The 25723-nt window shown below is 42.4% G+C and carries 20 protein-coding genes; 7 read left to right on the forward strand and 13 right to left on the reverse strand.

Going from position 1 to position 25723, the window contains the following annotated elements; genetic code table 11:
- The first annotated feature begins 68 nt into the window (after positions 1-68).
- Both wzz(fepE) and O7C57_RS05855 read left to right on the forward strand, forming a co-directional pair.
- The gene (gene wzz(fepE) / locus O7C57_RS05850; RefSeq protein WP_154624233.1) at positions 69-1196 is read left to right on the forward strand and encodes an LPS O-antigen length regulator Wzz(fepE); all 1128 of its coding nucleotides are present in this window, start codon (positions 69-71) and stop codon (positions 1194-1196) included.
- 98 nt (positions 1197-1294) lie between these two features.
- A complete protein-coding gene (locus tag O7C57_RS05855; protein WP_154624234.1) occupies positions 1295-2608 on the forward strand; it encodes an inosine/guanosine kinase in 1314 nt (437 codons plus the stop codon).
- Positions 2609-3248: 640 nt separating this feature from the next.
- Here O7C57_RS05855 and ybaL read toward each other — a convergent pair.
- Positions 3249-4991, reverse strand: coding sequence for a YbaL family putative K(+) efflux transporter (gene ybaL / locus O7C57_RS05860; RefSeq protein WP_154635641.1), 1743 nt, complete (start codon positions 4989-4991; stop codon positions 3249-3251).
- 262 nt (positions 4992-5253) lie between these two features.
- Positions 5254-6477, reverse strand: coding sequence for an MFS transporter (locus O7C57_RS05865; RefSeq protein ID WP_154624235.1), 1224 nt, complete (start codon positions 6475-6477; stop codon positions 5254-5256).
- 262 nt (positions 6478-6739) lie between these two features.
- Here O7C57_RS05865 and ushA point away from each other — a divergent pair, with 262 nt between their 5' ends.
- Positions 6740-8407 carry a bifunctional UDP-sugar hydrolase/5'-nucleotidase UshA gene (gene ushA / locus O7C57_RS05870; RefSeq protein WP_269723763.1) on the forward strand — a complete coding sequence of 556 codons (1668 nt, stop codon included), beginning with the start codon at positions 6740-6742 and terminating at the stop codon, positions 8405-8407.
- Positions 8408-8471: 64 nt separating this feature from the next.
- Here the strand turns inward: ushA and O7C57_RS05875 are convergent, their stop codons facing one another.
- From O7C57_RS05875 to copA, 5 genes are all read right to left on the reverse strand, one after another.
- Complete coding sequence (locus tag O7C57_RS05875) at positions 8472-9257, reverse strand: nucleotidyltransferase domain-containing protein (RefSeq protein WP_269723764.1); 786 nt, start codon at positions 9255-9257, stop codon at positions 8472-8474.
- Positions 9258-9444: 187 nt separating this feature from the next.
- Entirely contained in the window at positions 9445-10539 is a 1095-nt protein-coding gene (locus O7C57_RS21585; protein ID WP_269723765.1) for a 3-oxoacyl-ACP synthase III family protein, read from the reverse strand.
- Between the two features lie 430 nt (positions 10540-10969).
- Positions 10970-11446: a Cys-tRNA(Pro)/Cys-tRNA(Cys) deacylase YbaK gene (gene ybaK / locus O7C57_RS05885; protein ID WP_154623265.1), complete on the reverse strand. Its 477-nt coding sequence runs from the start codon at positions 11444-11446 to the stop codon at positions 10970-10972.
- 17 nt (positions 11447-11463) lie between these two features.
- Entirely contained in the window at positions 11464-12264 is an 801-nt protein-coding gene (locus tag O7C57_RS05890; RefSeq protein ID WP_154623266.1) for a TraB/GumN family protein, read from the reverse strand.
- A 202-nt stretch (positions 12265-12466) separates the two neighbouring features.
- Entirely contained in the window at positions 12467-15415 is a 2949-nt protein-coding gene (gene copA, locus O7C57_RS05895) for a copper-exporting P-type ATPase CopA (protein WP_269723766.1), read from the reverse strand.
- Between the two features lie 138 nt (positions 15416-15553).
- Here copA and cueR point away from each other — a divergent pair, with 138 nt between their 5' ends.
- Positions 15554-15964, forward strand: coding sequence for a Cu(I)-responsive transcriptional regulator (gene cueR / locus O7C57_RS05900; protein ID WP_154623282.1), 411 nt, complete (start codon positions 15554-15556; stop codon positions 15962-15964).
- Here the strand turns inward: cueR and O7C57_RS05905 are convergent.
- From O7C57_RS05905 to tesA, 5 genes are all read right to left on the reverse strand, one after another.
- Positions 15918-16397 (reverse strand): NfeD family protein, encoded by a 480-nt coding sequence (locus O7C57_RS05905; protein WP_196713416.1) that lies wholly within the window; start codon positions 16395-16397, stop codon positions 15918-15920. The two genes, cueR and O7C57_RS05905, sit on opposite strands and share 47 nt — an antisense overlap.
- Complete coding sequence (locus O7C57_RS05910) at positions 16394-17341, reverse strand: SPFH domain-containing protein (RefSeq protein WP_154623269.1); 948 nt, start codon at positions 17339-17341, stop codon at positions 16394-16396. The genes O7C57_RS05905 and O7C57_RS05910 overlap by 4 nt, the downstream gene beginning before the upstream one ends.
- Before the next feature lie 13 nt (positions 17342-17354).
- Positions 17355-18212, reverse strand: coding sequence for a co-chaperone YbbN (locus tag O7C57_RS05915; protein WP_269723767.1), 858 nt, complete (start codon positions 18210-18212; stop codon positions 17355-17357).
- 59 nt (positions 18213-18271) lie between these two features.
- The gene (locus O7C57_RS05920) at positions 18272-19057 is read right to left on the reverse strand and encodes an SDR family oxidoreductase (RefSeq protein WP_163860843.1); all 786 of its coding nucleotides are present in this window, start codon (positions 19055-19057) and stop codon (positions 18272-18274) included.
- 68 nt (positions 19058-19125) lie between these two features.
- Positions 19126-19764 carry a multifunctional acyl-CoA thioesterase I/protease I/lysophospholipase L1 gene (gene tesA / locus O7C57_RS05925; protein ID WP_195848160.1) on the reverse strand — a complete coding sequence of 213 codons (639 nt, stop codon included), beginning with the start codon at positions 19762-19764 and terminating at the stop codon, positions 19126-19128.
- Between tesA and ybbA the strand changes: the two genes are divergently transcribed.
- The 3 genes from ybbA to O7C57_RS05940 all read left to right on the forward strand — a co-directional run bounded on the left by ybbA (position 19735) and on the right by O7C57_RS05940 (position 24381).
- Positions 19735-20421, forward strand: coding sequence for a putative ABC transporter ATP-binding protein YbbA (gene ybbA, locus O7C57_RS05930; RefSeq protein WP_154623273.1), 687 nt, complete (start codon positions 19735-19737; stop codon positions 20419-20421). The genes tesA and ybbA overlap by 30 nt on opposite strands.
- Positions 20418-22865 (forward strand): putative ABC transporter permease subunit YbbP, encoded by a 2448-nt coding sequence (ybbP, locus tag O7C57_RS05935; RefSeq protein WP_269723768.1) that lies wholly within the window; start codon positions 20418-20420, stop codon positions 22863-22865. Before ybbA ends, ybbP begins: the two co-directional genes overlap by 4 nt.
- A gap of 151 nt (positions 22866-23016) precedes the next feature.
- Positions 23017-24381, forward strand: a complete 1365-nt coding sequence (locus O7C57_RS05940; protein WP_269723769.1) for an esterase-like activity of phytase family protein — start codon at positions 23017-23019, stop codon at positions 24379-24381.
- An 87-nt stretch (positions 24382-24468) separates the two neighbouring features.
- Here O7C57_RS05940 and O7C57_RS05945 read toward each other — a convergent pair whose 3' ends face one another.
- Positions 24469-25722, reverse strand: a complete 1254-nt coding sequence (locus O7C57_RS05945; RefSeq protein ID WP_154623276.1) for a CynX/NimT family MFS transporter — start codon at positions 25720-25722, stop codon at positions 24469-24471.
- Position 25723 lies beyond the last annotated feature (1 nt).

Below are 25723 nucleotides of genomic sequence, written 5' to 3' on the forward strand. Positions count from 1 at the left end.
AAAACTATTATACTCACTGATATAAAGGGTTGATGCATTATTAATTTGGTACTTAACTGGAATTTATTATGAGCACTGATAGAGAATCACGGAATGATAAAACAGCAAGTGAGATGCAAATCTCGCAATTTAACTTACAGCAAAGCGATGAAGTTGATTTGATGGCTTTGTTTGCTGTTTTAATAAGAAATAAATTTATTATTATCGCTATCACTGTTGCTATTACGCTTATTAGTACTCTTGTGGTATCCCTGCTCCCCCAAAAATGGAGCAGTACAGCGGTTGTTGTTCCCCCATCTTCTGAAGAAATTAAAGATATTAATACACTCAGTGCGCAACTCAGTGTTCTTGATGTGAAAATTGATTTATCTGCACAACAAATTTTTAATGCATTTATTGAGCAGTATCGATCAAAAGTTAATCAAGAAGCCTATGTTCGTAGCACGAACTACTTTCAAGAACTCGCCAAAAAAATTGATCCAGCGGATAAAGAAAATGGTGAGCAACGACTGGTAAATAACATTATTACCAACAGTATTCATATTACAGACCAGTCAAAAGAAAAAAATAGTACATCGAATGACATTATACTCACTTTCATTGCACCGACGCCTTCAGAAGCTCAAGATCTGTTGGCTGGCTATGTTCGCTATACAGCAACAAAAGTCAGGGAGCAATTTAAGCAAGATATTCAAAATGCGATAGCCCAACAGTTAGTCCGTGCAAATGAAACCTTTAAACAAGAGGTGACAAAAATTCGGACAGAATACGATGTTAAGGTGGAAAGATTAAAACGTGCCATTGATATCGCAAAAGCGGCGGGCGTTCGTAAGCCGATAGTGACGGATTCTGCCATCATTAGTGATGATCCTGATTATCCCATTGCATTAGGAACGGAAGCGCTAGAGAAAAAATTAGCGATAGAGTTGCAGAACCGTGATATTGCAATGTTGAGTGAAGATTTACAAATTCGTCAACACTACATCAATAGCTTGTCAGAATTAAAGATTGATACTATCGACTTTTTACCCGCTAAATTCATTCTTGCACCTGATTTACCCGCTAAGAAAGATTCGCCAAAATCGACACTCATCATCGCATTGAGTGCTATCCTCGGCCTGATCTTGAGCAGCGCATACGTATTAACTCGCGAGCTATACCGCGATTATACAATGAAGACGGCGTCACATTCATAATCGATCACGATAAACATAAATTGTCACCTTGATCGCAGGTGCTGGTTTATGTTTATCATGCTAGAATAGCGGCATGTCTACTCGCTAATTTGTTCATTATGAAATTCCCCGGTCAACGTAAATCAAAGCATTATTTTCCTGTTAGTTTAAGAGATCCACTGTTACAACCTATCAAAGAGCGGATGGATGAGGGTGAAAACTGTCGATCCTATATCGTGGGTATCGATCAGACACTTGTCGATATTGAAGCCAAGGTCGATGATGCATTTATTGAACGCTATCAATTAAGCAAAGGGCATTCTTTAGTTATAGAAGATGATGTTGCAGAAGCGTTATATGCAGAGCTAACAAGTAATGCATTGATAACTCATGAGTTTGCAGGTGGAACCATCGGCAATACTTTGCATAATTACTCTGTGTTGGCGGATGATCGCTCTGTATTGTTAGGTACCATGTGTAATAACATTCAAATAGGTAGCTATTCTTATCGCTATTTATGCCACACATCGAGCCGAATGGATCTTAACTATTTACAAGGGGTTGATGGGCCTATAGGACGTTGCTTTACACTGATTGCAGAAAATGGTGAACGAACTTTTGCGATTAGCCCTGGGCATATGAATCGACTTCGTCCTGACAGTATTCCAGAAGAGATTATTGCTGGTGCATCGGCCTTGGTACTTACTGCGTATTTAGTGCGTTGTAAACCGGGTGAAACCATGCCCGAGGCTACGATGCAAGCTATCAGCTATGCTAAGAAGCATAATGTTCCTGTGGTATTAACGCTTGGAACTAAGTTTGTTATAGCCCAAGACCCTCAATTTTGGCGTGATTTCCTCGCTGAACATGTTTCTGTCGTGGCGATGAATGAAGATGAAGCATTGGAGCTGACGGGCTTTAATGATCCACTGTTAGCATCGGATATGGCCCTTAATTGGGTTGATCTTGTGTTGTGCACGGCGGGGCCTTCAGGCCTTTATATGGCTGGCTATACGGAAGAAGCATTTAAACGCACTACACAGCATCCTCTGTTGCCGGGGGCGATCCCTGAATTTAACCTCTATGAATTTAGCCGAGCTATGCGCCGGCAAGATTGTGAAGTTCCTATGCGTATCTATTCCCATATAGAACCTTATATGGGGGGCCCAGAAAAAATTATGAATACCAATGGGGCCGGTGACGGCGCTTTATCGGCGTTGTTACATGATATCACTGCGAATTCATACCATCGTATGAACGTACCGAATTCCAGTAAACATGCGCGTCAGTATCTGACTTACTCTTCATTAGCCCAAGTATGCAAATATGCGAATCGGGTGAGTTATCAAGTGCTAACTCAGCATTCACCGCGTTTAACCCGTGGTTTACCTGAAAAAGAAGACAGTCTAGAAGAGTCATATTGGGAACGCTAGTTGTTGGTTTTTTCTTAAATAGCGTCAGATAGCACCTCATTGTTGATAATAAAACAGTGGGGTGTTTTTTTAGATAGTGAAGAAAAAACCCCCCACACAGTGGGGGAAGTAGGACACAAAAAATATCATCAATAATGGTTTAGGCGAAATGGAGTATAGCGCCTTATAGGGGCTAAAAAGTGGAGGAAATATGAATCCATTTATTGTTAATTGTTCTATTTTAGACTAATAAACAGATAAAAATGTTATTACGATATTATTGCAAGGAACGGGTAAGCCATATCAAATTGAATTTAAGGTTTTTTGAGTGTCGTGGGCATAGATTGGTTAATCACGATGAATAACCGATATGATGTCTTACATCTTGCTTAGAGAAAGGGATATTTGATTCGCAGACGATGGAAGCGCTTAATGTTGTTTTGGTATGAAATTAGCGCCTAAAAGAAAGGGAAGTTTGCACTTCCCTTGAGGTTGTTGACAAAGCGGGATAAAAGCGTGGTTTTTCCCACTTTGTGTTATCAGCCGAAAATCAATAAATTGATTTCCCTCTCTTATTTTCAAAACCTATTCGACTTTCCGCCAAACATCATATGTTTGGCGGCAGTCTGAAGGGAAGTTTGCACTTCCCTTTAACATTATTTTAGTGAGATGGTTTTAGATACTCATCGAGGTTTTTGCCTTCAGTATCTTTTGATAATGGTTCATCATCAATTGAACAGCCATACTCGGTCACGTCGTTACACATAAAAGTCGCCATGGCTTTAGCAATTTCATGTTCACCAATGATGATATGGTCGGCCCCACGTTCTTTAATGAAGCTAACTTCATCATCATAGTGAGCACGGACGATCACGGTAATATTCGGGTTCAACTCTTTTGCATGAGTCACGATTTCACCAGCCTCGTAGCCATTTGGAATCGTGAGTAGCAAAGTTTTCGCACACTCAATGCGCGCAAGGCTAATAATGTCTTTATTCGCACCATTACCTAGGATAGCGCTAAACCCGTTTTCAGCCAGCTCTTCAAACTTAGCTCGAGTGTCTTCCACGACGACTAATGGAATATCACGACGGCGCAGTTTATCAGCTAACATACCACCAACACGCCCGTAGCCGACAATGATGGCATGACCACAAATATCGACAGGAATTTGGGTTTCTTCTTCCAATGTCTCTTCGAGTAGTTGTTCCTCGATAGTCTCGGTTTTTTCTAAGTACTTATCGAGTAAACTAAAGAGTACAGGATTAAGCATAATTGAAACTATCGCACCTGCTAACACTAAGTTTTGTGCTTCTTTGTCCATGACACCAAGTGCCATTCCCATGCCTGCTAAAATAAAGGCAAACTCACCAATTTGCGCCAAGCTAACAGAGATGGTTAATGCCGTTCGCCTTGAATGGCCAAATAGGCGAACAAGGATTAATGCGGCCGCAGATTTACCGACGATAATAATCGCGAGAACACCAATCACACCTAATGGATGGTCAATCAGTACGACAGGGTCGAACAGCATCCCAACGGAAACAAAGAAGAGTACAGCAAACGCGTCTCTTAGTGGGAGCGTATCCTGTGCTGCACGGTGGCTAAGTTCTGATTCATTTAACACCATACCCGCAAAGAAAGCACCGAGTGCAAATGATGCATCAAATAATGCAACAGCAGCATAGGCGATACCCAGTGCAAGAGCGAGCACAGCAAGTGTAAATAATTCACGAGAACCTGTGGATGCGGTACGTGATAAAATCCAAGGGATCACACGACGACCAATAACTATCATAATGATAATAAAGGCGACCACTTTCCCCACAGTCCATGCAAGTCCGATAAGTAACTCACTAAAGCTCGCTTGCTCAGAATTCATAATTGCAGCAGCAGCGGGTAATAGAACTAGCGTCAGAACCATCGCGAGGTCTTCAACAATTAACCAACCGATAGCAATCTGGCCTCGTTGGCTTTCAATCAGTTGCCGTTCTTCTAAGGCACGAAGTAATACAACCGTACTTGCTGTTGATAAACAGAGGCCAAAAACGATACCTGAAAAGGTTCCCCAGCCAAATAGCATGGAAAGGCCTAAACCTAAAAGAGTGGCGACTGCAATTTGTGCAATCGCTCCGGGAATGGCGATGGCTTTAACGGCTAAGAGATCTTTCAGTGAAAAATGTAGCCCGACACCAAACATCAAAAGGATAACACCAATTTCAGCTAGTTCTGGCGCAAGCGTTGTATCGGCAACAAAACCCGGAGTAAAAGGACCGGCCAAAACACCCGCCGCAAGATAGCCCACCAAAGGGGAAATTTTTAATCGCTGAGCGATCATACCTAACAAATATGCAAGGGCGAGACCACCAACAATGGTTGTGATTAAGGGCGTAGAATGCTCCATTTAGTCTCCTTTGATTGATTTGAATTTTTAGGAATCAAGTTCCCATATTTTGGAATGCACTTTGCATATAATTCTATTTTATCGTTATTTGAGAAAAATTTCCTTAAAAAATTTAAATGTTTTTCAAATAAAAGTGGTTTATTAGTGCTAAATCGTTACAAAGATGTCATTTGTGTGATTTTTTGTTGAATTTTAAGTGAGATATAGAGGTAAGTTCCCATACTTATTTTTCAATAAGTATGGGTTAAATAAAGGGAAATGACTATTTTTGTTCTAGATTTGGTAGTAATACGGTAAAAATACCCAATAAAGGCAGAAATGCACAATATTGATAAACTTGTTCGATGCTGGTTTTATCTGCGATTTGCCCCAATACTGCGGCGCCAACACCTCCCATGCCGAATGCTAACCCAAAAAACAGGCCAGATATCATTCCGGTTTTACCGGGGATCAACTCTTGTGCATAGACTAAAATGGCCGAAAACGCTGAGGCTAATATCAACCCAATGATAACGGTTAAAATGCTCGTCCAATACAGAGAGGCATGTGGTAGCAGCAATGTAAATGGCGCGACCCCTAAGATAGAGAACCAAATTACATATTTACGCCCAATCTTGTCACCAACAGGCCCGCCTATCATGGTTCCAGCGGCGACCGCAAAAAGGAAGATAAATAGGTGGATCTGCGCGTTCTGTACGGTGACACCAAATTTTTCAATAAGGTAAAAAGTGTAATAGCTACTAATACTTGCGAGATAAAAATATTTAGAAAAAATTAATATCAGCAATATAGCTAATGAACCAATGACAGCCTTACGAGGCAATACGTTGATTTCGACGTGAGATACTGGCTTTTTACTGACAGCTCGATGTTGTTGCTTATACCAACGGCTTACTTGCAATAACACGACAATCGCTAATAAGGCGGCCAAAGAGAACCAACCGACATTACCTTTACCGTAAGGCTCAATAACCAGTGCGGCAAGTAATGGCCCCAAAGATGCCCCTAAATTTCCACCAACCTGGAAAAAAGACTGTGCAAGGCCGTGACGACCGCCTGATGCCATGCGTGCGACACGAGATGATTCAGGGTGGAAGACTGAAGAACCCGTTCCTACTAGTGCGGCAGCTAATAATATAACGGGGAATGTTTCAGCCATAGCAAGCAATAGCAATCCTGTTAGTGTAAAGCCCATCCCGATAGGTAATGAATAAGGCTGTGGATGTTTATCGGTATAATAGCCAATGACAGGTTGCAGTAATGATGCTGTAATTTGGTAGGTCAATGTAATCAAACCGACTTGTGCAAAACTGAGTGAAAAATCAGACTGCAAGAGTGGATAGATAGCTAATATCAATGACTGAATCATATCGTTCAGCAAGTGAGAGAAGCTAATGGCAGTAAGAATGCTAAAAACAGTTTTACCTGTTTTACTAATAGGTTTTGCGGCAGGGGTATGACTTTGGTTGGTTGTTTGCTCACTCATAATTAGTAACTTTCATAGTTGTGTTGCTAAATTGTTATCAATATAGCGTATTTGTCATTTAATTGAACTAATAAATATCACGATAAAAAAAGTCACCATCGTTATTAATGTTGATTAATGTCTCAGTTTAATGAAACAAGCACCATTTAACGCATAGGTTATCCAATTATGATCGCAGTTTTATGCTATAAATTAGCATTTACTATTAGGGCTAGAACCTAAACATACCATAAAAATTTGAGATATAGGCAGGGAGAAAAAGATGAATTTAACCTTTAAAGCATCGGTATGCGCATTGACGGTATCTTTGGCACTGTTGCCTATCGCACAGGCAAATGCTTGGGAAAAAGATAAAACATACAATATCACGATTTTACATACGAATGACCATCATGGTCATTTTTGGCATAACGATCACGGTGAATATGGTTTAGCAGCTCAGAAAACCGTTGTGGATGAAATTCGTGATGAAGTGGCTAAGCAAGGTGGCAGCTTATTATTGCTTTCCGGTGGTGATATTAATACCGGTGTCCCCGAATCTGATCTGCAAGACGCTGAGCCAGATTTTAAAGGGATGAACTTAGTCGGTTATGATGCAATGGCGCTGGGTAACCATGAGTTTGATAACCCACTAGACGTACTACGCACACAAGAAAAATGGGCTAATTTTCCGTTCTTATCAGCCAATATCTATCAAACCAGCACAGGTGAGCGTCTATTTAAACCTTACCAAATATTCGATAAACAAGGTGTCAAAATTGCAGTTCTAGGATTAACCACTGACGATACGGCGAAACTAGGAAATCCTGCAAACTTCCCAGATGTTGAGTTTAGAACACCGGCGGTTGAAGCGAAAAAAGTGGTTGAAGAACTCCGCGCTACAGAAAAACCAGATATTATCATCGCGGCTACCCATATGGGGCATTACGACAACGGTCAGCATGGCTCAAATGCTCCCGGTGACGTAGAAATGGCTCGTAGCTTACCTAAAGGCTATTTGGATATGATTGTGGGCGGTCACTCACAAGATCCCGTCTGTATGTCCAGCGAGAACAAAAACTATAAACAAGTCGATTATGTTCCTGGTACCCCTTGTGCGCCTGATAACCAAAATGGCACATGGATCGTTCAGGCTCATGAATGGGGCAAATATGTGGGGCGTGCTGATTTTGAATTTAAGAATGGTAAATTCACGCTAAAACATTACCAACTGATCCCGATCAATTTGAAAAAGAAAATCACGAAAGAGGACGGAACCAGCGAGCGTGTCTATTACACTCAAGAAATAGCCCACAATGAGGACATGATGAAGTTATTGACCCCTTATCAACAAAAAGGGGGTGAGCAACTGAATGTAAAAGTCGGTTCTGTTGAAGGGAAGCTTGAAGGCGATCGCAGTAAAGTCCGTTTTGTCCAGACTAACATGGGGCATTTGTTGTTAGCGGCACAAAAAGAGCGTGCAGATGCTGATTTTGCTGTTATGAGTGGTGGCGGTGTACGTGACTCGATTGAAAGTGGTGATATTACGTACAAAGATGTTTTAAAAGTACAACCCTTTACGAATGAATTGGTCTATATCGATTTTAAAGGGAATGAAGTACTCGAGTATTTACAGGCCGCTGCGAATATGAAGCCTGATTCAGGGGCTTATGCACAATTTTATCATGTTAGCCTGACGTTAAACACAGACGGTAGCATTAGCGATGTCAAAATTGATGGCAAACCGTTTGATCCTGAAAAAACCTATCGCATGGCGACATTAAATTTCAATGCGATTGGAGGAGATGGTTATCCAAAAATCGACAATCATCCTAATTATGTTAATACAGGATTTGTCGATGCGGAGGTATTGAAAGGTTATATTGAGAAACACTCACCTTTAAAAGCGGCAGACTATGAGCCAAAAGGTGAAATTATTTATAAAAAATAATTGGTTAATTAATTTTACCAAGCCGATATAGTCTATAAAACCTGATCTTAGCCAGTGGCTGGGATCAGGTTTTTTCATATGGCATTATGCTTTTGTCTTCTTGTAATAAACAGGTTAAGGCGGCTTGTAAATGTGCAATGAAGTCGTGTTTCGAGTGAATGCCTAACTGAATTTGTTCAATAAAAAAGGGTAATTGCTGTTCTAACTTAGGGTATTTACCACTCAATCGACTGACATGTTCACTGAGCGTATCAGGCCAATCATTATCATGAAATGTTCGTAAGATATTGGTAGAGCGTATTAGTTTTTTGGCGGCTTGTTTTGATAATGTTAAGTATGTCGAGTGATCGTCTGTGTTGGCTATTTTTTGGCGATATTCTAAAAGAACAGAATGATAGTCACTATTAACGGCTAATGCGATATCCCTTGATGGACGGAATCGAGGAAAGAAGAGAGAAAGGTCTTCGCCATAAATGATTCGGCAATGATGTTTTAACCAGTATCCCCAACTATTGATATTACTGGGGGCGAGAACCTCCTGTTTGGTGGCAATATCAAAATCAATTTTAGGTATGATAGGGAAATGCTGAATACTGTTTTGCGCAATGTATTCAAGAGCTAGCGTCTCGTTTTCACTGATGTTGTTATTGAAAATAACACACAAGTCGAGATCTGAAATAGAGGGGATAGCATGACCACGCGCTACACTACCATAAATAAAAATACTGCAAATAGCCTCCCCATACTCAGCCAAAAGCTCCGCCTGAACAAAGGATACTATGCCTTGGTATGTGGTTTGGGTGGTGTTATTGTGTAGTGTGCTGATGTAACCATTTTCATCAACTGCCATGATAAATCCCTTTTAGATCTTTTTAGTCATGGAGCGTTGACATAATGAGCGATGAGTCGATGTCATCGGTACACACCTAAGCAGCCTACCGCGATATTATTCTACATAAAATAATTATGTAGAATAAAGATAATGCCAACAAGAGATTATTTACACGCATCAAATCGTGTTGATATATAAAAGTAAATCACAAGGTTAGCTCGTGATCAACCACGAAAGCGGGCGCTGGCGGCTCGCCAAGGCTAACATCGGACCAACGTAGTACAGCGGCAGACGCTTCAGAGTGCCCCCCATAGGCGTATAAGACAACGAGTGAGCCGGGTTTGATCAGTTTTTGTGTGGCAGCCATGTATAAATGGATAGGAACCATTGCGGGGCCACTATACGCGTTCTGAGGAAAAGTATTCACCACTCGCTCTTTTGCTATGCCTAACGCATTGGCAGAAAACTCTGCATGCCAAGCTGTAGGTGTATTTAGTGCAACACAATCAATTTGTTCAATCGTTACGTTGGCTTTTAACAACGCGCTGCCAACGGTGCGTTTCAGGTAATATTCTGACGTGGCGCGTAGTACTTGAGACACCGTATCATCGATACGTAAACGAAGACGTTGAGATATGGGAGTCTGTTGACCTTCAATGACATCTAAGTGCCACGTTCCGCATGTTTCCCCCAGATGAATAGACTCAGTGCTAAGCAGGCCAAATGATTTTTCGACTGAACCAACAATGAAAGCGGCAGATGCATCGCCATAAAAGCGCAAAGCGGGATCATCTGCATCAAATAGGCGAGAAAATTGGGCCGTCGCAATCACTAATACTCTCTTTTTTTGTCCGCTTTGGACTAACCCACAGGCTGTGAGGAAAGCCGACATTGAGCCATTACAGGTGGCTGAAATATTGAATGCGCCGCCACCAATCCCTAATGCATGAGCAATATACCCCGCATCTCCGAAACCGATGTTATCGTCAAAGAGAGAGGTCACGATGAGACAATCGATATCACTTGCGGGTATTTTGGCCGCTGTTAACACTTTCGTGGCGGCTTTGATACCAAGCGATGAGGCACTCTCATGATTGATGACAACTCGACGTTCCACGCTACCGAGAAAAGTGTCAGATAGATAAGGTTTCATTGCGTCATCATAAAAATGAGGGGGGGAGGGTTGAGATCGAGAAAGGGAAGGTTTACGACGAACGATAGCGTCTTTATCCCACCATCCATTGGTACGTACTCCTTCAGGTAAATGAATTGCAATCGATTGAATTCCAACGGATAACATATGTTCTCCTTTAGTGATGTTGATAATTAAGCTAATTGCGAGTCGTTACATTTACACCAATAAAATAAAACGATATTTCCCAAGTTAGACAATATATAAATTATAATGACTGAATATTATCACCATGAATAATCGTGTTTTTTATATAAACATAAAGATTAAATAAATATTAGATGGTAAATTTTATAGTTCAAGAACATTAATAAAAATAAAACTTTTATATATTAACTATTAAAGAACTTATAATTAAGTTGGTATTTATATTATGTATAATCTGAATGAAATAATAGGCTTTTTTATTGATGGATAATTAATGGCTCTATGTAAATCAATGGGTTAATGTATTATCTCGAAGAGGGGTGCCCATCAAATATTAATGGGCAATATATAGGAGGTAAAAACGATGGTGCGAAGTCACATAATCAAGCTGTTAAAGTTTTTTTATTTCTGCAAAGCTAGCATTAAGCACATTAGCTAAATCTTGTGGCGCTAACTCAATATCTAATCCTCTTTTTCCCCCAGAAATAAATATCGTCGGATATTGTTGAGCTTGGCTATCGATGACAGTCAGTAAACGTTTTTTTTGGCCGAGTGGGCTAATGCCACCGATTAAATAGCCCGTTGTTTTTTGCGCGACTTGTGGATCAGCCATTTCAACTTTTTTCACGTTGAAGACTTTGGCGACCAATTTTAAATCTAATTGTCCCGACACAGGGGTAACCGCAACGGCTAATTTTTTTTGATCACCATTAAGAGCGACCAATAAGGTTTTGAAGACTTGCTTTGCATCTAAACCGAGCTTATTCACGGCTTCATCCCCAAAATTATGGACATTCGGGTCATGTTCATAAGGGTGAAGCTTAAAATTTATCTTTTGTTTTTCCAGTAGATTGACAGCAGGAGTCATATATTTACCTGTATTTTTCAATTGCGTAAATGGTCAACTAAGCTGCCATCACCAAACAAATGTAGCGCTCCAACCGCGACAACATAATAACCATCAGGTAATGATCTAAGCTTAGTGCTCCAAGCTTGGTTACGTTGTTCCATCAGTATGTGGTACACCTCATCACTGAAGGTTTTAGGTAATGTCACGTCATTATTTGGTTGGAAATCTAACCACCAACTGATCATAGTTTGTAGCGAGCGGGCATTAGTACGCCAATGTACCAGCGTATCTCTTAGTAAGGCTAGGCCTTCCTCAGGCAATGTTAATAGCAACTCGATTTGAGTATCGATACCCTCAAGTTCAATGATCTTTTTTTGTTGCGATTGTGCATTACATAATAATTGATAATCAATCCCATAGCGCCCATGTAAACCGAGGCCTTGAGCTTGGGTTGCTTGTAGGATTAAAGCAACTTGCCATGAGGGAAGGGAATCAAACTGTGTTGGTTCTTGGTGTATTTCTTGGCAATGGCTTAGTAACAAAGCGTACTCAGTAGCCGTTAAGCGTTCTTGTAACGGTACGTGAGCGTTTTCACCCGCAGTGAAAGGTGAACGCATATCAGTGATATCCGATTCAACAATCAAAGCATCGGCTTGGTTAAGCTTCTCAAGCAGTATTTCAGACAAGGGGAACATATTTTCAGTGCCCATATGAATACTGCCCACAATATGCAGTTTGAGTTTCTTTGATAAACGAATATCAACGGCAGGATAAGGATAGACGGGGGCTGCTTCCGTATGTAACCAGTTCTTTAAACTTTCGAGCAGCTTGGCCATGTCATTTCCTCATCTCATCTTTAGATATCAATCCGTTAGATTAAACAATCTGACTCCGTTTGGCGACTCACTTTGCGCTATTTTTTCTTCGAAATATTACGAGACTGATTCATGGCAGTAAAATGGATATGCGCTAGGAAGCTTCAACATGAAGCGCCCCAATAGCGGAATAACTCACTCTTGGGGCGGTTTAGCTTGTCGACTAGTCTTGTTTCGGTTTAAAGCGTAATAACCGGTTGGCATTAGTCACGACCGTAATCGATGATAGCGCCATGGCAGCCCCCGCAACGACAGGGTTTAATAGGGTGCCTGTTAATGGATAAAGAATACCCGCGGCGATTGGAATGCCTAATGAGTTATACACAAAAGCACCGAACAAGTTTTGTTTCATATTGCGCAAGGTACCTTTAGAAATAGCAACCGCATCGGCCACACCGTGTAAACTTTGGCGCATTAAGGTAATGGAAGCTGTTTCGATAGCAATATCACTACCTCCGCCCATAGCAATACCAACATCTGCACGGGCTAATGCCGGAGCATCGTTGATCCCATCACCAACCATAGCAACTTTATGGCCTTTGGCTTGCAATGATTCAATTGCGGCTGATTTACCGTCTGGCATGACACCCGCAATGACTTCATCAATACCGGCTTCTTTCGCAATGGCTTTCGCGGTGACGGGGTTATCTCCCGTTAACATGACTAAACGGAAACCTTGCTTATGCAGTCGAGCTAGCGCACTGACACTGTCTTCACGTAATGGGTCACGAATGGACAGCAAAGCAGCCACTTGACCATCGATAGCCAATAATACAGGCGTTACCCCTTGTGAAGCCTGTTGATGTAAGACCGTATCGATCTCGCTCGTATTAACTCCGCTTTGTGCAAGGAGTTTTTGATTTCCGAGCAAAACGGTTTGACCATTAACGACTGCACTGATACCGAGACCCGCTAATGTTCTAAATTGCTCATTGGCTGGGAGTGAAAGTTCTTTAGCCCGTTGAGTAATGGCACGAGCAAGCGGGTGGTTAGAGCCACTTTCAAGTGAGGCGGCAATTTGCAACACTTCATGTTCAGAAAAATGATTAAAGGTATGAATATCCGTAACTTGTGGCATTCCTTCCGTTAACGTCCCAGTCTTGTCGAAAACAATGGTATCTAATTCACTGGCTTGCTGGAGGGCATCGGCATCACGTACTAATACGCCAAACTCGGCTGCCCGCCCGACACCAGAAATAATCGACATCGGTGTCGCTAACCCTAATGCGCATGGGCAAGCAATGATCAGAACCGTGGTTGTAATCACTAAGGCATAAGTAATTTGTGGTGCAGGACCGACAAAATACCAAATGAGGCCGGAGATGACGGCAATTGCAACGACCACAGGCACGAATACAGCGGAAATGCGGTCGGCTAATTGGCCAATTTGTGGTTTACTACTTTGTGCTTGGCGAACTAAGTGAATAATACGTGCAAGCGTGGTTTGGCTACCGACGGCTGCCGCACGGAAAAGAACTGTTCCATCTTGCACAACAGTACCTGCATGAACTTGATCTCCTTTGGTTTTTTGTTGAGGGATCGGTTCTCCTGTCAGCATAGCTTCATCTAACCAAACTTCGCCTTCTATGATTTCACCATCAACAGGAACACGATCCCCTGTTGCTAGGCGTAATATCATGCCTTTTTTAACGTGTTCGAGAGGCAAATCGACTTCCCCTTGCTCGGTTACCACACGCGCTGTGGGTGGCGTTAAGTCGAGTAGCCTTTCCAGCGCTTTTGAAGAGCGTTGACGGGCGCGCTGTTCAAGAGCATGGCCTAAGTTAATCAAACCGATGATCATCGCACTGGCTTCATAATAAAGATGGCGAGCTTGTTCTGGAAACAGCTCAGGCCATAGGTTAACCACTATCGAGTATAACCAAGCCGCCCCAGTTCCTAATGCGACTAAGGTATCCATAGTCGCACTGCCATTTTTGAGGCTTTGCCATGCATTTTTATAGAAGTGACCACCTGCAAATACCATTACAGCTAAGGTTAAGATACCAATTGTCAGCCAAATGAAATGGTTTTGAGGGCTTAACATCATATTATCGCCCATCATACCCCAGATCATGACTGGGATACCGAGCGCTAATGCCAGTGCTGATTGCCAACGAAAGCGACGCATATTGGCATCTGCAACTTGTTGCTGGCGTTCACGTCGTTTCGCTTCATCCTGAATAATTTCTGCACCATAACCGGCTTTTTCAACAGCGGCGACGAGATCTGCGGGTTGTGCTGTACCAGTGACTAACGCACTGCGTTCAGCAAGATTAACCCGTGCATTCTCAACCCCTGCTACGCTGGTTAGCGCTTTTTGTACTTTATTAACGCAACTCGCACAGGTCATGCCATCTAATAGCAATTGAATACTGTCATCAGCTGGCGATATTTCAGGTTGTTCATCGACGTCAGACTGCTGTGCCGGAATATCACAGATTGCCGCTGAGCTTGTTTCCGGTTGCTCAGTTGGTATGGTCAGCGGCTCAGTTTTTGGGGCAGTCGTGTCATCTTCATCGCTCTGCGTTGCTTGATAGCCTATTCCCGTCACTGCTGCAATTAACTGTTCTACCGGAGCATTACCGTAGACAACAGCTGACTCGGTATTCACATCTGCTTTCTCTACCCCCTCAACGGCTTCAAGGGCGAGGCGAGTTTTTTCTGCACATTTCATGCAGCTCAGTCCTGATAAGGCTAAATTCACACGGTTTGGCACAGCGACTTGCGCTTTATAGCCAGCTTGTTCAACGGCTTGAATTAAGGCTTCTGCGGTTGTATTACCATAAACGCTAGCTTGTTGGGTATCTACAATAGCAGCGGCAACACCGTCAACGGCTTCAAGAGCTTGCTGAGTTTTACCTGCACAGTTCATGCAACTTAGGCCGGAAAGCTGTAGCGTTACATCCGGTTTTTCAGCCACTTTGGCTTCATATCCTGCTGCTTCAATAGTTTCAATCAACGACTGCGTACTGGCATTAGTTTCAATAACGGCATACTCGATCGTGACTTTGACATTTTCAATATCTGAACGAGCTTCGAGCGCTTTGGTCACTGTATTCACACAGTGCATGCAACTTAGTCCTTGCAGGGAGAGAATGATTTTGCTACTCATAAGTTAAATCTCCTAAACTCATGACTGATTCCGTCTTTTTTATTATCATGACAGAATTCAATGAGTTTTTTAAATCATATAAATTTTGATATATAGAAAAGGTTAAACCTTCCCTCAAGGTTAAGGTCAAGAGATATGATGAATATTAGCGAAATTGCCAAAAAAACAGGCCTTACCGCAAAGGCCATTCGTTTTTATGAAGAAAAAGGTTTAATTACGCCACCTGAGCGGGGCGAAAATAGTTATCGCTATTATCAGGATAGACATCTCGATGAATTGGGCTTATTGAAGCAAGCAAAAGATGTTGGGTTTACCTTAGAGGAGTGTGGCGAATTACTAGGCTTGTTTCGTAATCCAGCGAGACACAGTGCTGACGTAAAAAGTACGACGATGGCTAAAATCGCTGAATTAGAGCAGACAATTGCAAAATTGTCTGCCATAAAGGATACCTTACAAGAATTAGTGGATGCCTGTCCTGGTGACGAGGGCGCTGATTGCCCGATTATTGATCACCTTGCACGGAGCTGTTGTCATCATGACAAGGCTTAACATGCAATGTGATACCATCAACTGAGGTGATAATCACCTCAGTTCCGGCTTTTAATGGTAATTCACTATAGACTCGCCAGCTGCCATCCGCTAGACGTGCACGGCTAAAACCCTCTTCAGTATCAGAGAGTAAACGAACTTTGACGCCAATAAGTTGATGGCTTTTTTGGTTTATCTCATCAGCGGGCACATTTTTGCGTGAACTTAACCATTTCCGCCATAATATCGCGGAAGCGATGGTGAAGACGGCAAATAAGATGCCTTGCCATTCCCACCCAAGGAAAGGCAGGATCAATGCCGTGATCGCCACGACTACCGCGGCGATACCTGACCATAATAGATAACCTCCGGTGCCGAGTAATTCAGCAATCAGCAATAAACCACCAAGGCATAGCCAAAACCAAGCAGGTTGAGCGCTGATAAGTTCTATCATGAGTTTTCCTGCTTTTTAGTGTTGTTATTGCTGTTTTTACTCTGGTTGATAAGTTCAGAGATACCGCCAATCGCCCCCATTAAATTACTGGCTTCAAGAGGCATCATGATGACTTTACTATTATCTGCCGCACCAATGCTGGCAAGTGCATCGGTGTATTTCTGAGCAACGAAATAATTAATGGCTTGCATGTCACCGGCAGAGATAGCCTCAGACACCATTTGGGTGGCTTTAGCCTCGGCCTCAGCGGCTCTCTCGCGAGCCTCTGCTTGCAGGAATGCAGACTGACGATCCCCTTCAGCTTTGAGAATTTGTGATTGTTTTTCACCTTCGGCTTTTAGGATCGCGGCTTGACGGATACCCTCTGCCTCAAGAATATCAGCACGCTTAGTACGTTCCGCTTTCATCTGTGCGTTCATCGCGTTAATAAGCTCTTTAGGCGGTTTTACATCACGAATTTCAATACGGGTAATTTTCACGCCCCAAGGGTTGGTTGCATCATCCACGATATGAAGCAGGCGAGAGTTAATCGCATCACGTTGTGACAGCATTTCATCCAATTCCATTGAGCCTAAAACGGTACGGATATTGGTCATGGTGAGATTCAGCACAGATAGCTCAAGGTTGCTGACTTCATAGGCTGCACGGACTGGGTCAACGACTTGAATAAAGCAAACAGCATCAATCGTTACGTTAGCGTTATCGCGTGAGATAACTTCTTGTGATGGAATATCAAGGACTTGTTCCATCATATTGATACGACGACCTATTTTATCCATAAAAGGCACAATGATATGAAGACCCGGTTGTAATGTGCGGGTATAGCGCCCAAAACGTTCAACAGTCCATTGGTATCCTTGCGGTACTGTTTTTACGCAGGTAAAAACAATAACGATGGCGATAAAAATGATTATGGGTATAGCACCAAACGCGAACAAGTCCATTATTAATCCTTACTTAATAAAGTAATGAATACACTTGGCGACGATATTTACTGGCGACAGCATCACCCGTTCCCATCGCTGACATAATATCCATCATGGTTTTTTTCACAGCGCCTTCTCCAGCACTGAGGTCTTTTTTCAAGAAGTTTAGTAATATTTCTAATGCTTCTTCATTACGATTGACTTCATGCAATTTTAGGGCTAATTGCACTGCTAAAGCCGCATTGTTCGGGTCTGCTTCAAATTGCTGTTGTAGCTGTTGAATTTCTGGTGTATCAGCAGCTTGTCTTAACAGTTCAATTTGGGCAAGCAAGCCTTGATAACGGCTGTCTTGATCTTGCATTGGCACAGATGACAATGTCGTTTCAGCCTCATCAACTTGATTCAGGTGGATTTGCGTTTCAGCCAGCAGTAATGTGATTTCACTGTTTTTAGCATTGAGCTGGTGGGCTTCTTTCAGTAATGGTAAGGCTTCTTGGTGCTTACCTTCAGCGATCAATTCTGCTGCTTGTGCTGCTTTTAATTCTTCAGGGCTTGGTAAAACGCGTGAAAGTATCTCTAACACGACTTCCTCGGGTTGAGGGCCTTGAAAACCATCAACAGGACGACCTTCTTGCAATACATAGACAGTAGGGATTGCTCGAAGACCAAACTGAGCGGCAACGTTTTGTTCTACATCACAATTAACTCGAGCCAATATAAATAGGCCGGCATAGTCATTGGCAATTTTGTCGAGCGTTGCGCCAAGCTCTTGGCAATGTGGACTTTGTGCTGACCAGAAATAGAACATAACAGGTATCTGCATTGATTGTTCTACGACTTGGTGCAGGTTTTGTTCATTAACATCGATGATTTGGGCAAAAGCTTGCATAAGATATCTCTTTCAAATAAGTTTCTAATATTGTATACGTGGGGCTAATTTGTTTTTTTTCAAGCTTTTTTTCCCTGACCCGCCAGTATTTTATCCATTAAACAGTCCGGCAAGAGTCGTTTTAGAATACGTACCGCAACAGTCAGTAACGTAACAGAATAACGAATACGCGGACGAGTGCTTTCAAGGGCATGCACTAATTTTTCCACCACATGTTCTGGGGTTAAGGTAAAACGTTGTGCGATACTTGGATTTTTAACCGGTTTATCCTGCTGAGTCTGTTCTACGTTATGGGTGAAATGGGTATGAATAGGTCCCGGTTCAATTAAACTCACATGGATGTTGGTCCCTTTTAATTCGAGACGTAGTGCATCTGACCAAGCCTCTAATGCATATTTACTGGCTGCATAAGCGCCACGGCCGGGCGTAGAGATAATTCCCATTACTGAGCTAGTTTGGACGATCCGCCCTTCATTATGTGCTAGCATCGCTGGGAGTAGACGCAAGGTCAATTGGTGTATTCCGAAAAAGTTAGTCGAAAACTGAGCTTCTAACTGCTGGCGGCTAATACTAGTGAGTTCACCGTAGACGCCAAATCCCGCGTTATTGAATAATCCGAAAAGCCGACCATGACAGAGGCTGAGTACCTCATCCGCAGCGCGATCTATGCTATGGTTATCATCAAGATTGAGCTCTACAGCATCAAATCCCAATCCTTTGAGACGTAAAATATCGGCTTCTTTACGGCAAGCGACAATCACATGATAGCCGCGTTGGCGAAGGGTTTGAGCTGCACACAACCCAATACCGCTAGATGCACCAGTGATAAATACCGATTTTTGCATAACTTTACCTACCTGTAGGCTCAAATTGAGATAAAAATTGCTTTATTATTACTCACTTATTTAAACCTTTATTCTGATGGTGAAAATAAATAAGGTTGCAATTGTTTTTCCATAAAATCAGCAATAGAAGGTTGAGCTTCTTCTGTTGGATGAATACCATCCTGTTGGATCCATTCAGGCTTGGTAATAATGGTTTCCATATAAAAAGGCAGCAGTGGAACCGCGTTTTTTTGCGCAAGCGTTGGATAGACTTTTTCAAAACTAGAAGTATAGCGTTTACCGTAGTTTGGCGGTATACGAATTTGCATTAAAAGCGGTTTAGCGCCCGATTGCGTTATTTGTTCGATAATTTGTTGTAGTGTGTTTTCCATCTGTTGAACAGATAACCCCTGCAAACCATCGTTTGCACCTAACTCGATCAACACCCAGTCGGGTTTATTTTGTTCCAGTAAGGCAGGAAGACGCTCCAGTCCTTGTGCGGAGGTGTTTCCACTGATACTGCCGTTAACAACAATAACGGGCGGTGACAATTTCTGCCAACGTTCGGCGAGTAAGGATGCCCAAGCTTGCTCTGCCGGTAGTCGATAGCCTGCACTTAGGCTGTCACCCAGGATCAATAGTTTTGTGGTGGCGAGTGCTGGTCCACTCGCGCCAAATAACAGGAGAAATACCAGTAAATGTCGGCGGAAAATATTCTTGAAGTTCATCATCTCATTAAACGTGTTGGTCAAGGTGAACATGAATTGACTATATTGCAAGGTGTTGAGCTAATTGTCGAGTCCGGTCAAACAATTGCTTTAATTGGCGAGTCAGGTTCTGGTAAATCGACACTGCTCGGTATCATTGCTGGACTGGATGATGGCAGTAGCGGTAGCGTCAGCCTATTAGGCCAAGATCTTACTCAACTGGATGAAGAACAACGGGCATTTCTCCGTGCTCAGAGTGTTGGATTTGTTTTTCAATCGTTTATGTTGATCCCTTCACTCAATGCGCTAGAGAATGTGCAGTTACCCGCCTTATTGCGCGGAGAGCCCGAGTCTGCAAGTTATCAACAAGCCGCGAGTTTATTGACTGAATTGGGGTTAGGTAATCGATTAAAACATATGCCAGCTCAATTATCAGGAGGTGAACAACAGCGTGTCGCCTTAGCGAGAGCATTTAATGGTCGCCCTAAAATTCTGTTTGCAGATGAACCGACTGGCAACCTTGATCGTCATACCGGTGATAAAATTGCAGACTTATTATTCTCAATGAACAAAGAATATGGCACGACGTTGATTTTAGTGACCCATGACAATGAATTGGCAGCTCGTTGCCAACGTCGTTTACGATTAGTGGATGGTGTATTGAGGGAAGAGGCATGATTTGGCGTTGGTTTTGGCGAGAATGGAAAACGCCATCACTTTTGATTGTCTGGCTTGCGCTAACATTGGCAGTGGCATGTGTTTTAGCGTTAGGACGCATTAGCGATCGTATTGAAAACAGCATGAGCTATCAAAGCCGTGAACTGTTGGCAGGCGATTTAGTGCTACGTTCATCTCATCCTAGTGATCCCTCTTGGTTACAACAAGCCAAAGATAACGGCTTAACGCTAAGCCAGCAAATGTCGTTTTCTACCATGGCATACTCAACGGTAGATGAAGCGTTACGCCCTCAACTAGTCCTAGTGAAAGCGGCGGATCAGGCATATCCACTGTATGGTGAGCTCATCACTGAGCCAGCAGGGCTGCGCCCAACGAAAGGGGAAATTTTAGTCACCCCTCGTTTATTGGAGTTACTGAATTTAAAGATTGGCGATGATATTGATATTGGCGATGCCACGTTAAAAATTTCAGGTAAATTAATTCAAGAGCCTGATAGTGGTTTTAACCCATTTCAAATTGCCCCTAGAGTGTTAATTGCATTGGACGATGCAGAATCGACAGGAGCAGTTCAGGTAGGGAGCCGCTTAACTTATCGCGATATGTTTGCGGGCGATAGTGCCGCTATTGATGCATTTGAGGCTCAGTTTGATAAGCAACTCAGAACTGACCAACGTTGGTATACCTTAAAAGAAAATAGCGGGGCAGTAGGGAAAACGTTCCAACGCGCTCAGCAATTTTTACTGCTGTCGGTATTGTTGACCTTGTTGTTAGCAATCGCGGCAGTGGTTGTCTCGATGACCCATTATTGTCGTAGTCGTCACCAACTAATTGCGGTATTGAAAACGTTGGGGGCTGGGCGTTCAGCATTACAAAAATGGGTTATTGGTCAGTGGTTAGTGATATTAATGGCGGCGGCGCTATTAGGGTCGCTGTTAGGATTAGCGTTCGAAGGTATTTTGATGCAAATACTGGGCGCAATGTTACCTAAAGCACTTCCTTCAGCGAGTTTATGGCCATGGGTTTGGGCTATTGGTACGCTATTTATAATTGCCATAATTGTCGGGATCCGTCCTTATCGCCAATTGATGGCTACGCAACCATCACGAGTTTTACGGGAAGATGCTCCTTCACCTGTTTGGCCGCTGTATTATTATTTGCCAATCGTCAGCTTGATCGTTGTTGGGGGACTCTTTCTGTTTGCCGGAGTTAACCCTCTTTTATGGTCAATTTTGATTGGTATTGTGATCGTCGCGGTTTTATTGGCATTAATTGGGTGGCTAGGTTTGTGGCTATTGCGGCAATTGAAGTTTAAGCAATTGAGTTTACGTCTTTCAGTTAGCCGTTTATTGCGTCAACCGCTACAAACAATTACGCAAATGAGTGCATTTTCGCTCTCATTCATGTTGCTGGCACTATTGATCTTAGTGAGGGGGGATTTATTGGATAGATGGCAGCAGCAACTGCCAGCAGACAGCCCCAATTATTTTCTAATTAATATGAATGAGTCACAGATAAAACCGGTGACAGAGCTGTTAGCGAAGCACCAAGTGGAGCCGACAGAGTTTTATCCGGTAGTATTAGCTCGTTTGTCTAAAATAAATAATACCTCTGCAATAGAGTGGGCTGATGAGAGAGACCCTAACAATAATACGGTGCGACGTGAATTAAGCCTCACATGGCAATCCTCTCTACCTGACGCCAATGTGGTGAATGAAGGAACGTGGCCGCCTAAAGAGGGAGAAGTTTCCATTGAACAAACTGTGGTGAAACAGCTAGGAATCAAAATAGGGGATAAACTGACGTTTAATGCGGGAGCTCAAGTCTTTAGTGCAACAGTCAGTAGCATTCGTACTGTTGACTGGGAAAGTTTGCGACCGAACTTTTTCTTTATCTTCTCAGAGGAGACTTTAAACGATATCCCCGCGACATGGATGAGCAGTTTTTACTATGATGGCAATGGCAAATTGTTAACGGATTTGAGCCGTAACTATCCTACTATCAATGTATTAGATACTGGTGCCTTGATCGCACAAATCCAGCAAATTTTACAACAAGTAAGTCAAGCGCTTGAAGTCATGGTAGTACTCGTGATTTTCTGTGGTTTACTACTTTTATTAGCGCAAATTCAAGTCGGAATGAGCCAAAGAGAACGCGAGTTAGTGGTCTATCGCACGTTAGGGGCAAGTAAAAAATTGATGCGTCGTACCTTATGGAGTGAATTTGCCTTACTTGGCTTAATGGCGGGACTTGCGGCGGCATTTGGTGCAGAGGTTGCTTTATGGTTATTACAAACCAAAGTGTTTGATTTTCCTTGGCAGCCAGAGTGGTCAATGTGGTTATTATTGCCATTATGTGCAGCGCTACTGCTATCGATTTGTGGTAGCTGGCTTGGCATTCGTTTGTTAGGCACTGGCAATCAACATCGTCGCATGCCAAATAGCTAATTTATTTTATGAATACGGCTTCTTATTTTTGACTAGTGCAGGAGTAAGAAGCTGTTCAAATAACTGTCTTAATTCCATCACTAAATTGTCATTTATCCTGCTTATGATTCCCGAGTCAATAAATGATTAACTATTTGATGGGAACATAATAATGCAGCCTCGCCGCACCATAAAATTACGTACATTATCGTTACTTGCAACATTGATTGCATTTTCCAACACAGGGTATGCTCAACAAGAAGTCTCTGCAACACTAGCAGGACACGCTATTTTATCGGTCAATTCTACAGTACCAGCGCCCACTGATGCACCACTAGATTTACAGGTTAGCGGAAAATATACGACAGGAAATCGTATTGACGAACTCGGTAAGGTTGAAGGGAAGTCTGCTGATCGTCCAACTGGGATGCATGTACCGATTAAAGGTCAACCTCGACAGGGACATTCCGGTATTAAACGTATGGCCGATGGCACCTATTGGGTACTGACCGACAATGGTTATGGCAATAAGGTTAATTCACCAGACTCGATGCTGTATTTAACTCAATACGACATTGATTTTAAAACCGGCCAAGCCAATCCACTCAATACTGTTTTCTTCCACGACCCGGATAAAATCATTCCATTTCATATCATGAATGAAAGTACAGATAAGCGTTATCTAACAGGGAGTGATTTTGATCCTGAAAGCTTTCAATTTGCGGATGGCGCATTATGGGTAGGGGATGAGTTTGGTCCTTATTTAATTAAGATGGACCTCAATGGCAAAGTTCTCGCATTATTTGAAACTCACGTTGATGGCAAAAAAGTGATTTCACCTGATCACTATCAAGTTACCACGCCTGCTAAACCTACGGATAAAATTCATTTTCAAGTCAACCGTTCAAAAGGTTTTGAAGGCATGGCCTCATCACCAGATGGCACTAAGCTATACCCTATGCTTGAAGGGGCTATTTGGGATGAAGAGAAACAAGATTATGAAAATGTCGATGGCAAGCGTGCCGCTCGTATCCTTGAATTTGATGTGAAAAAACAGCAATGGAGTGGACGTAGTTGGTTATATGTCTTTGAAGATAATCAAAATGCCATCGGCGATTTCAATATGATTGATGATACACACGGTTTGATTATTGAGCGTGATAATGGAGAAGGCACAGCCGATAAAGCCTGTCCTGAAAGTGCCACAGAGACGCAAAATTGTTTTAGTCAACTAGCGAAGTTTAAGCGTGTTTATCGTATTGAGTTTTCGGATACCAATCAAGGCAAACTGGTTGATAAACAAGCCTATATCGATTTAATGAATATAAAAGACCCGCAAGGAATGGCAAAGAAACCGTTGAATAATGGCGTATTCACTTTCCCATTCTTTACGATTGAAAATGTTGATGTTGTCGATAGTGAACATATTATTGTCGGTAATGATAATAACTATCCATTTTCATCGAGCCGTGACCCTAATCAAGCGGATGATAATGAATTTATCTTATTAAAGGTACCTGCGTTGTTAAATCCTTAATTTTCCTTGTCTATTTTGATTTTTTTGCTCGGGGTGTAGCCCGAGCTTTTTTATTTTATTACTCACGACTTACAGTGATAAATGGCATCATTTTTTAGCGGATAAAACAGGCGGTTTCATCATTAACGTTAGCATGAGGATCACGACAACAGGGGCGGCGATAATAAGAAATGCAGGTGTAAAACTACTTGTATAATCCTTAATCGCACCCGCAATAAATGGCGCTAAACACGCCACAGTAGAAATTAAATTCACCACGGAAAATAACTCTAAATAGGGGCCACGACCAAAATAATTGGATAATAAAACGCTGGAGGCTAAGAAAGTCATGCCATAGCCGATACCGACACAGAGCACAAATAATATCAACCATAACCATGAGGTTGCGATACTTAATGAAATAACCCCAAATACCATAATGATCAGGCTAACAATTAACAGTTTTTTGGGCTCCAACCATTCTCCAACGGCACCACCAATAAATCTTGAAAATGCGTTAACAAAAGCCATTGTACTGAGTAATGAAACGGCAATAGTGATACCAAAGCCGCGCTCTTCAATATGGGCAACCGCGAAACTGTTAACCGTAATACCGCACCATAAAAATGAAGTATAGGTTGCTGCTATTAAATAAAACTGCCAAGTGCGCAAAGCACGACGTACTGTCCATACCTCTGTAGTGCGATAAATCGGTTTACTGCCGTCGCTAACCTGTTTTTGCATCACATGTTTAGCATGTTCTCGTTCTCGATTACCTTCACGCAATGCTAACAGGGTAATGAATGTCACAATGCCAAGGTAAACAGCGCAGAGTACCCAATGCATACGCCACGAACCTAACTGATTTGATGCATAAAAATAGATCCAAGGCCCAGCGACACCACCCAATCCACCAATCGTAAAATATAAACCAAAGGCTAATGACTGCTTTTCAAATAGGCGAGAAAGCACATAGGTTCCAGGAACGGTCGCCAGTAAAGTGAAACCCACACCAATGAGTGCTGTGCCAAGAAAATAGCGGTTAATGGTTTCTGTTGAATATAAACTATAAAAACCGGCAATAAAGATCAGCGTACCGAGAAGGAGTGTCAGGCGAACGCCGATTTTTCGGATGAGCAAGGAGGGCAGGAAACTTGCAAGACCACAGGTTAACCCTAATAAGGTGAAACCAAACCCTGCTTCTGTCCAGCTCCATTTCAGCTCTTCGATCATACTGGGGAGGACAACACCCAATGACGTAAAGGTGGTTGCAGTGGCTAAAAAATAAACCATCCCTAAAAGAATGAGGATACTCCACTGATAGAGTGGGCTAAATAAGGATGGGGAATCTGTCGCGGCCATG

It is taken from the genome of Providencia sp. 21OH12SH02B-Prov, from assembly GCF_027362595.1.
In the GTDB taxonomy this organism is placed as follows: Bacteria; Pseudomonadota; Gammaproteobacteria; order Enterobacterales; family Enterobacteriaceae; genus Providencia; species Providencia zhejiangensis.

Coding starts and splice junctions, on each gene's coding strand:
- tesA (WP_195848160.1), bottom strand. CDS start 19,764: ATGAACTTCAAGAATATTTTCCGCCGACATTTACTGGTATTTCTCCTG.
- O7C57_RS05940 (WP_269723769.1), top strand. CDS start 23,017: ATGCAGCCTCGCCGCACCATAAAATTACGTACATTATCGTTACTTGCA.
- ybaK (WP_154623265.1), bottom strand. CDS start 11,446: ATGACTCCTGCTGTCAATCTACTGGAAAAACAAAAGATAAATTTTAAG.
- ybbP (WP_269723768.1), top strand. CDS start 20,418: ATGATTTGGCGTTGGTTTTGGCGAGAATGGAAAACGCCATCACTTTTG.
- O7C57_RS05920 (WP_163860843.1), bottom strand. CDS start 19,057: ATGCAAAAATCGGTATTTATCACTGGTGCATCTAGCGGTATTGGGTTG.
- O7C57_RS05875 (WP_269723764.1), bottom strand. CDS start 9,257: ATGGCAGTTGATGAAAATGGTTACATCAGCACACTACACAATAACACC.
- O7C57_RS05945 (WP_154623276.1), bottom strand. CDS start 25,722: ATGGCCGCGACAGATTCCCCATCCTTATTTAGCCCACTCTATCAGTGG.
- copA (WP_269723766.1), bottom strand. CDS start 15,415: ATGAGTAGCAAAATCATTCTCTCCCTGCAAGGACTAAGTTGCATGCAC.
- O7C57_RS05890 (WP_154623266.1), bottom strand. CDS start 12,264: ATGGCCAAGCTGCTCGAAAGTTTAAAGAACTGGTTACATACGGAAGCA.
- O7C57_RS05855 (WP_154624234.1), top strand. CDS start 1,295: ATGAAATTCCCCGGTCAACGTAAATCAAAGCATTATTTTCCTGTTAGT.
- cueR (WP_154623282.1), top strand. CDS start 15,554: ATGAATATTAGCGAAATTGCCAAAAAAACAGGCCTTACCGCAAAGGCC.
- O7C57_RS05905 (WP_196713416.1), bottom strand. CDS start 16,397: ATGATAGAACTTATCAGCGCTCAACCTGCTTGGTTTTGGCTATGCCTT.
- O7C57_RS05865 (WP_154624235.1), bottom strand. CDS start 6,477: ATGAGTGAGCAAACAACCAACCAAAGTCATACCCCTGCCGCAAAACCT.
- O7C57_RS21585 (WP_269723765.1), bottom strand. CDS start 10,539: ATGTTATCCGTTGGAATTCAATCGATTGCAATTCATTTACCTGAAGGA.
- ybaL (WP_154635641.1), bottom strand. CDS start 4,991: ATGGAGCATTCTACGCCCTTAATCACAACCATTGTTGGTGGTCTCGCC.
- ushA (WP_269723763.1), top strand. CDS start 6,740: ATGAATTTAACCTTTAAAGCATCGGTATGCGCATTGACGGTATCTTTG.
- ybbA (WP_154623273.1), top strand. CDS start 19,735: ATGTCGGCGGAAAATATTCTTGAAGTTCATCATCTCATTAAACGTGTT.
- O7C57_RS05915 (WP_269723767.1), bottom strand. CDS start 18,212: ATGCAAGCTTTTGCCCAAATCATCGATGTTAATGAACAAAACCTGCAC.
- O7C57_RS05910 (WP_154623269.1), bottom strand. CDS start 17,341: ATGGACTTGTTCGCGTTTGGTGCTATACCCATAATCATTTTTATCGCC.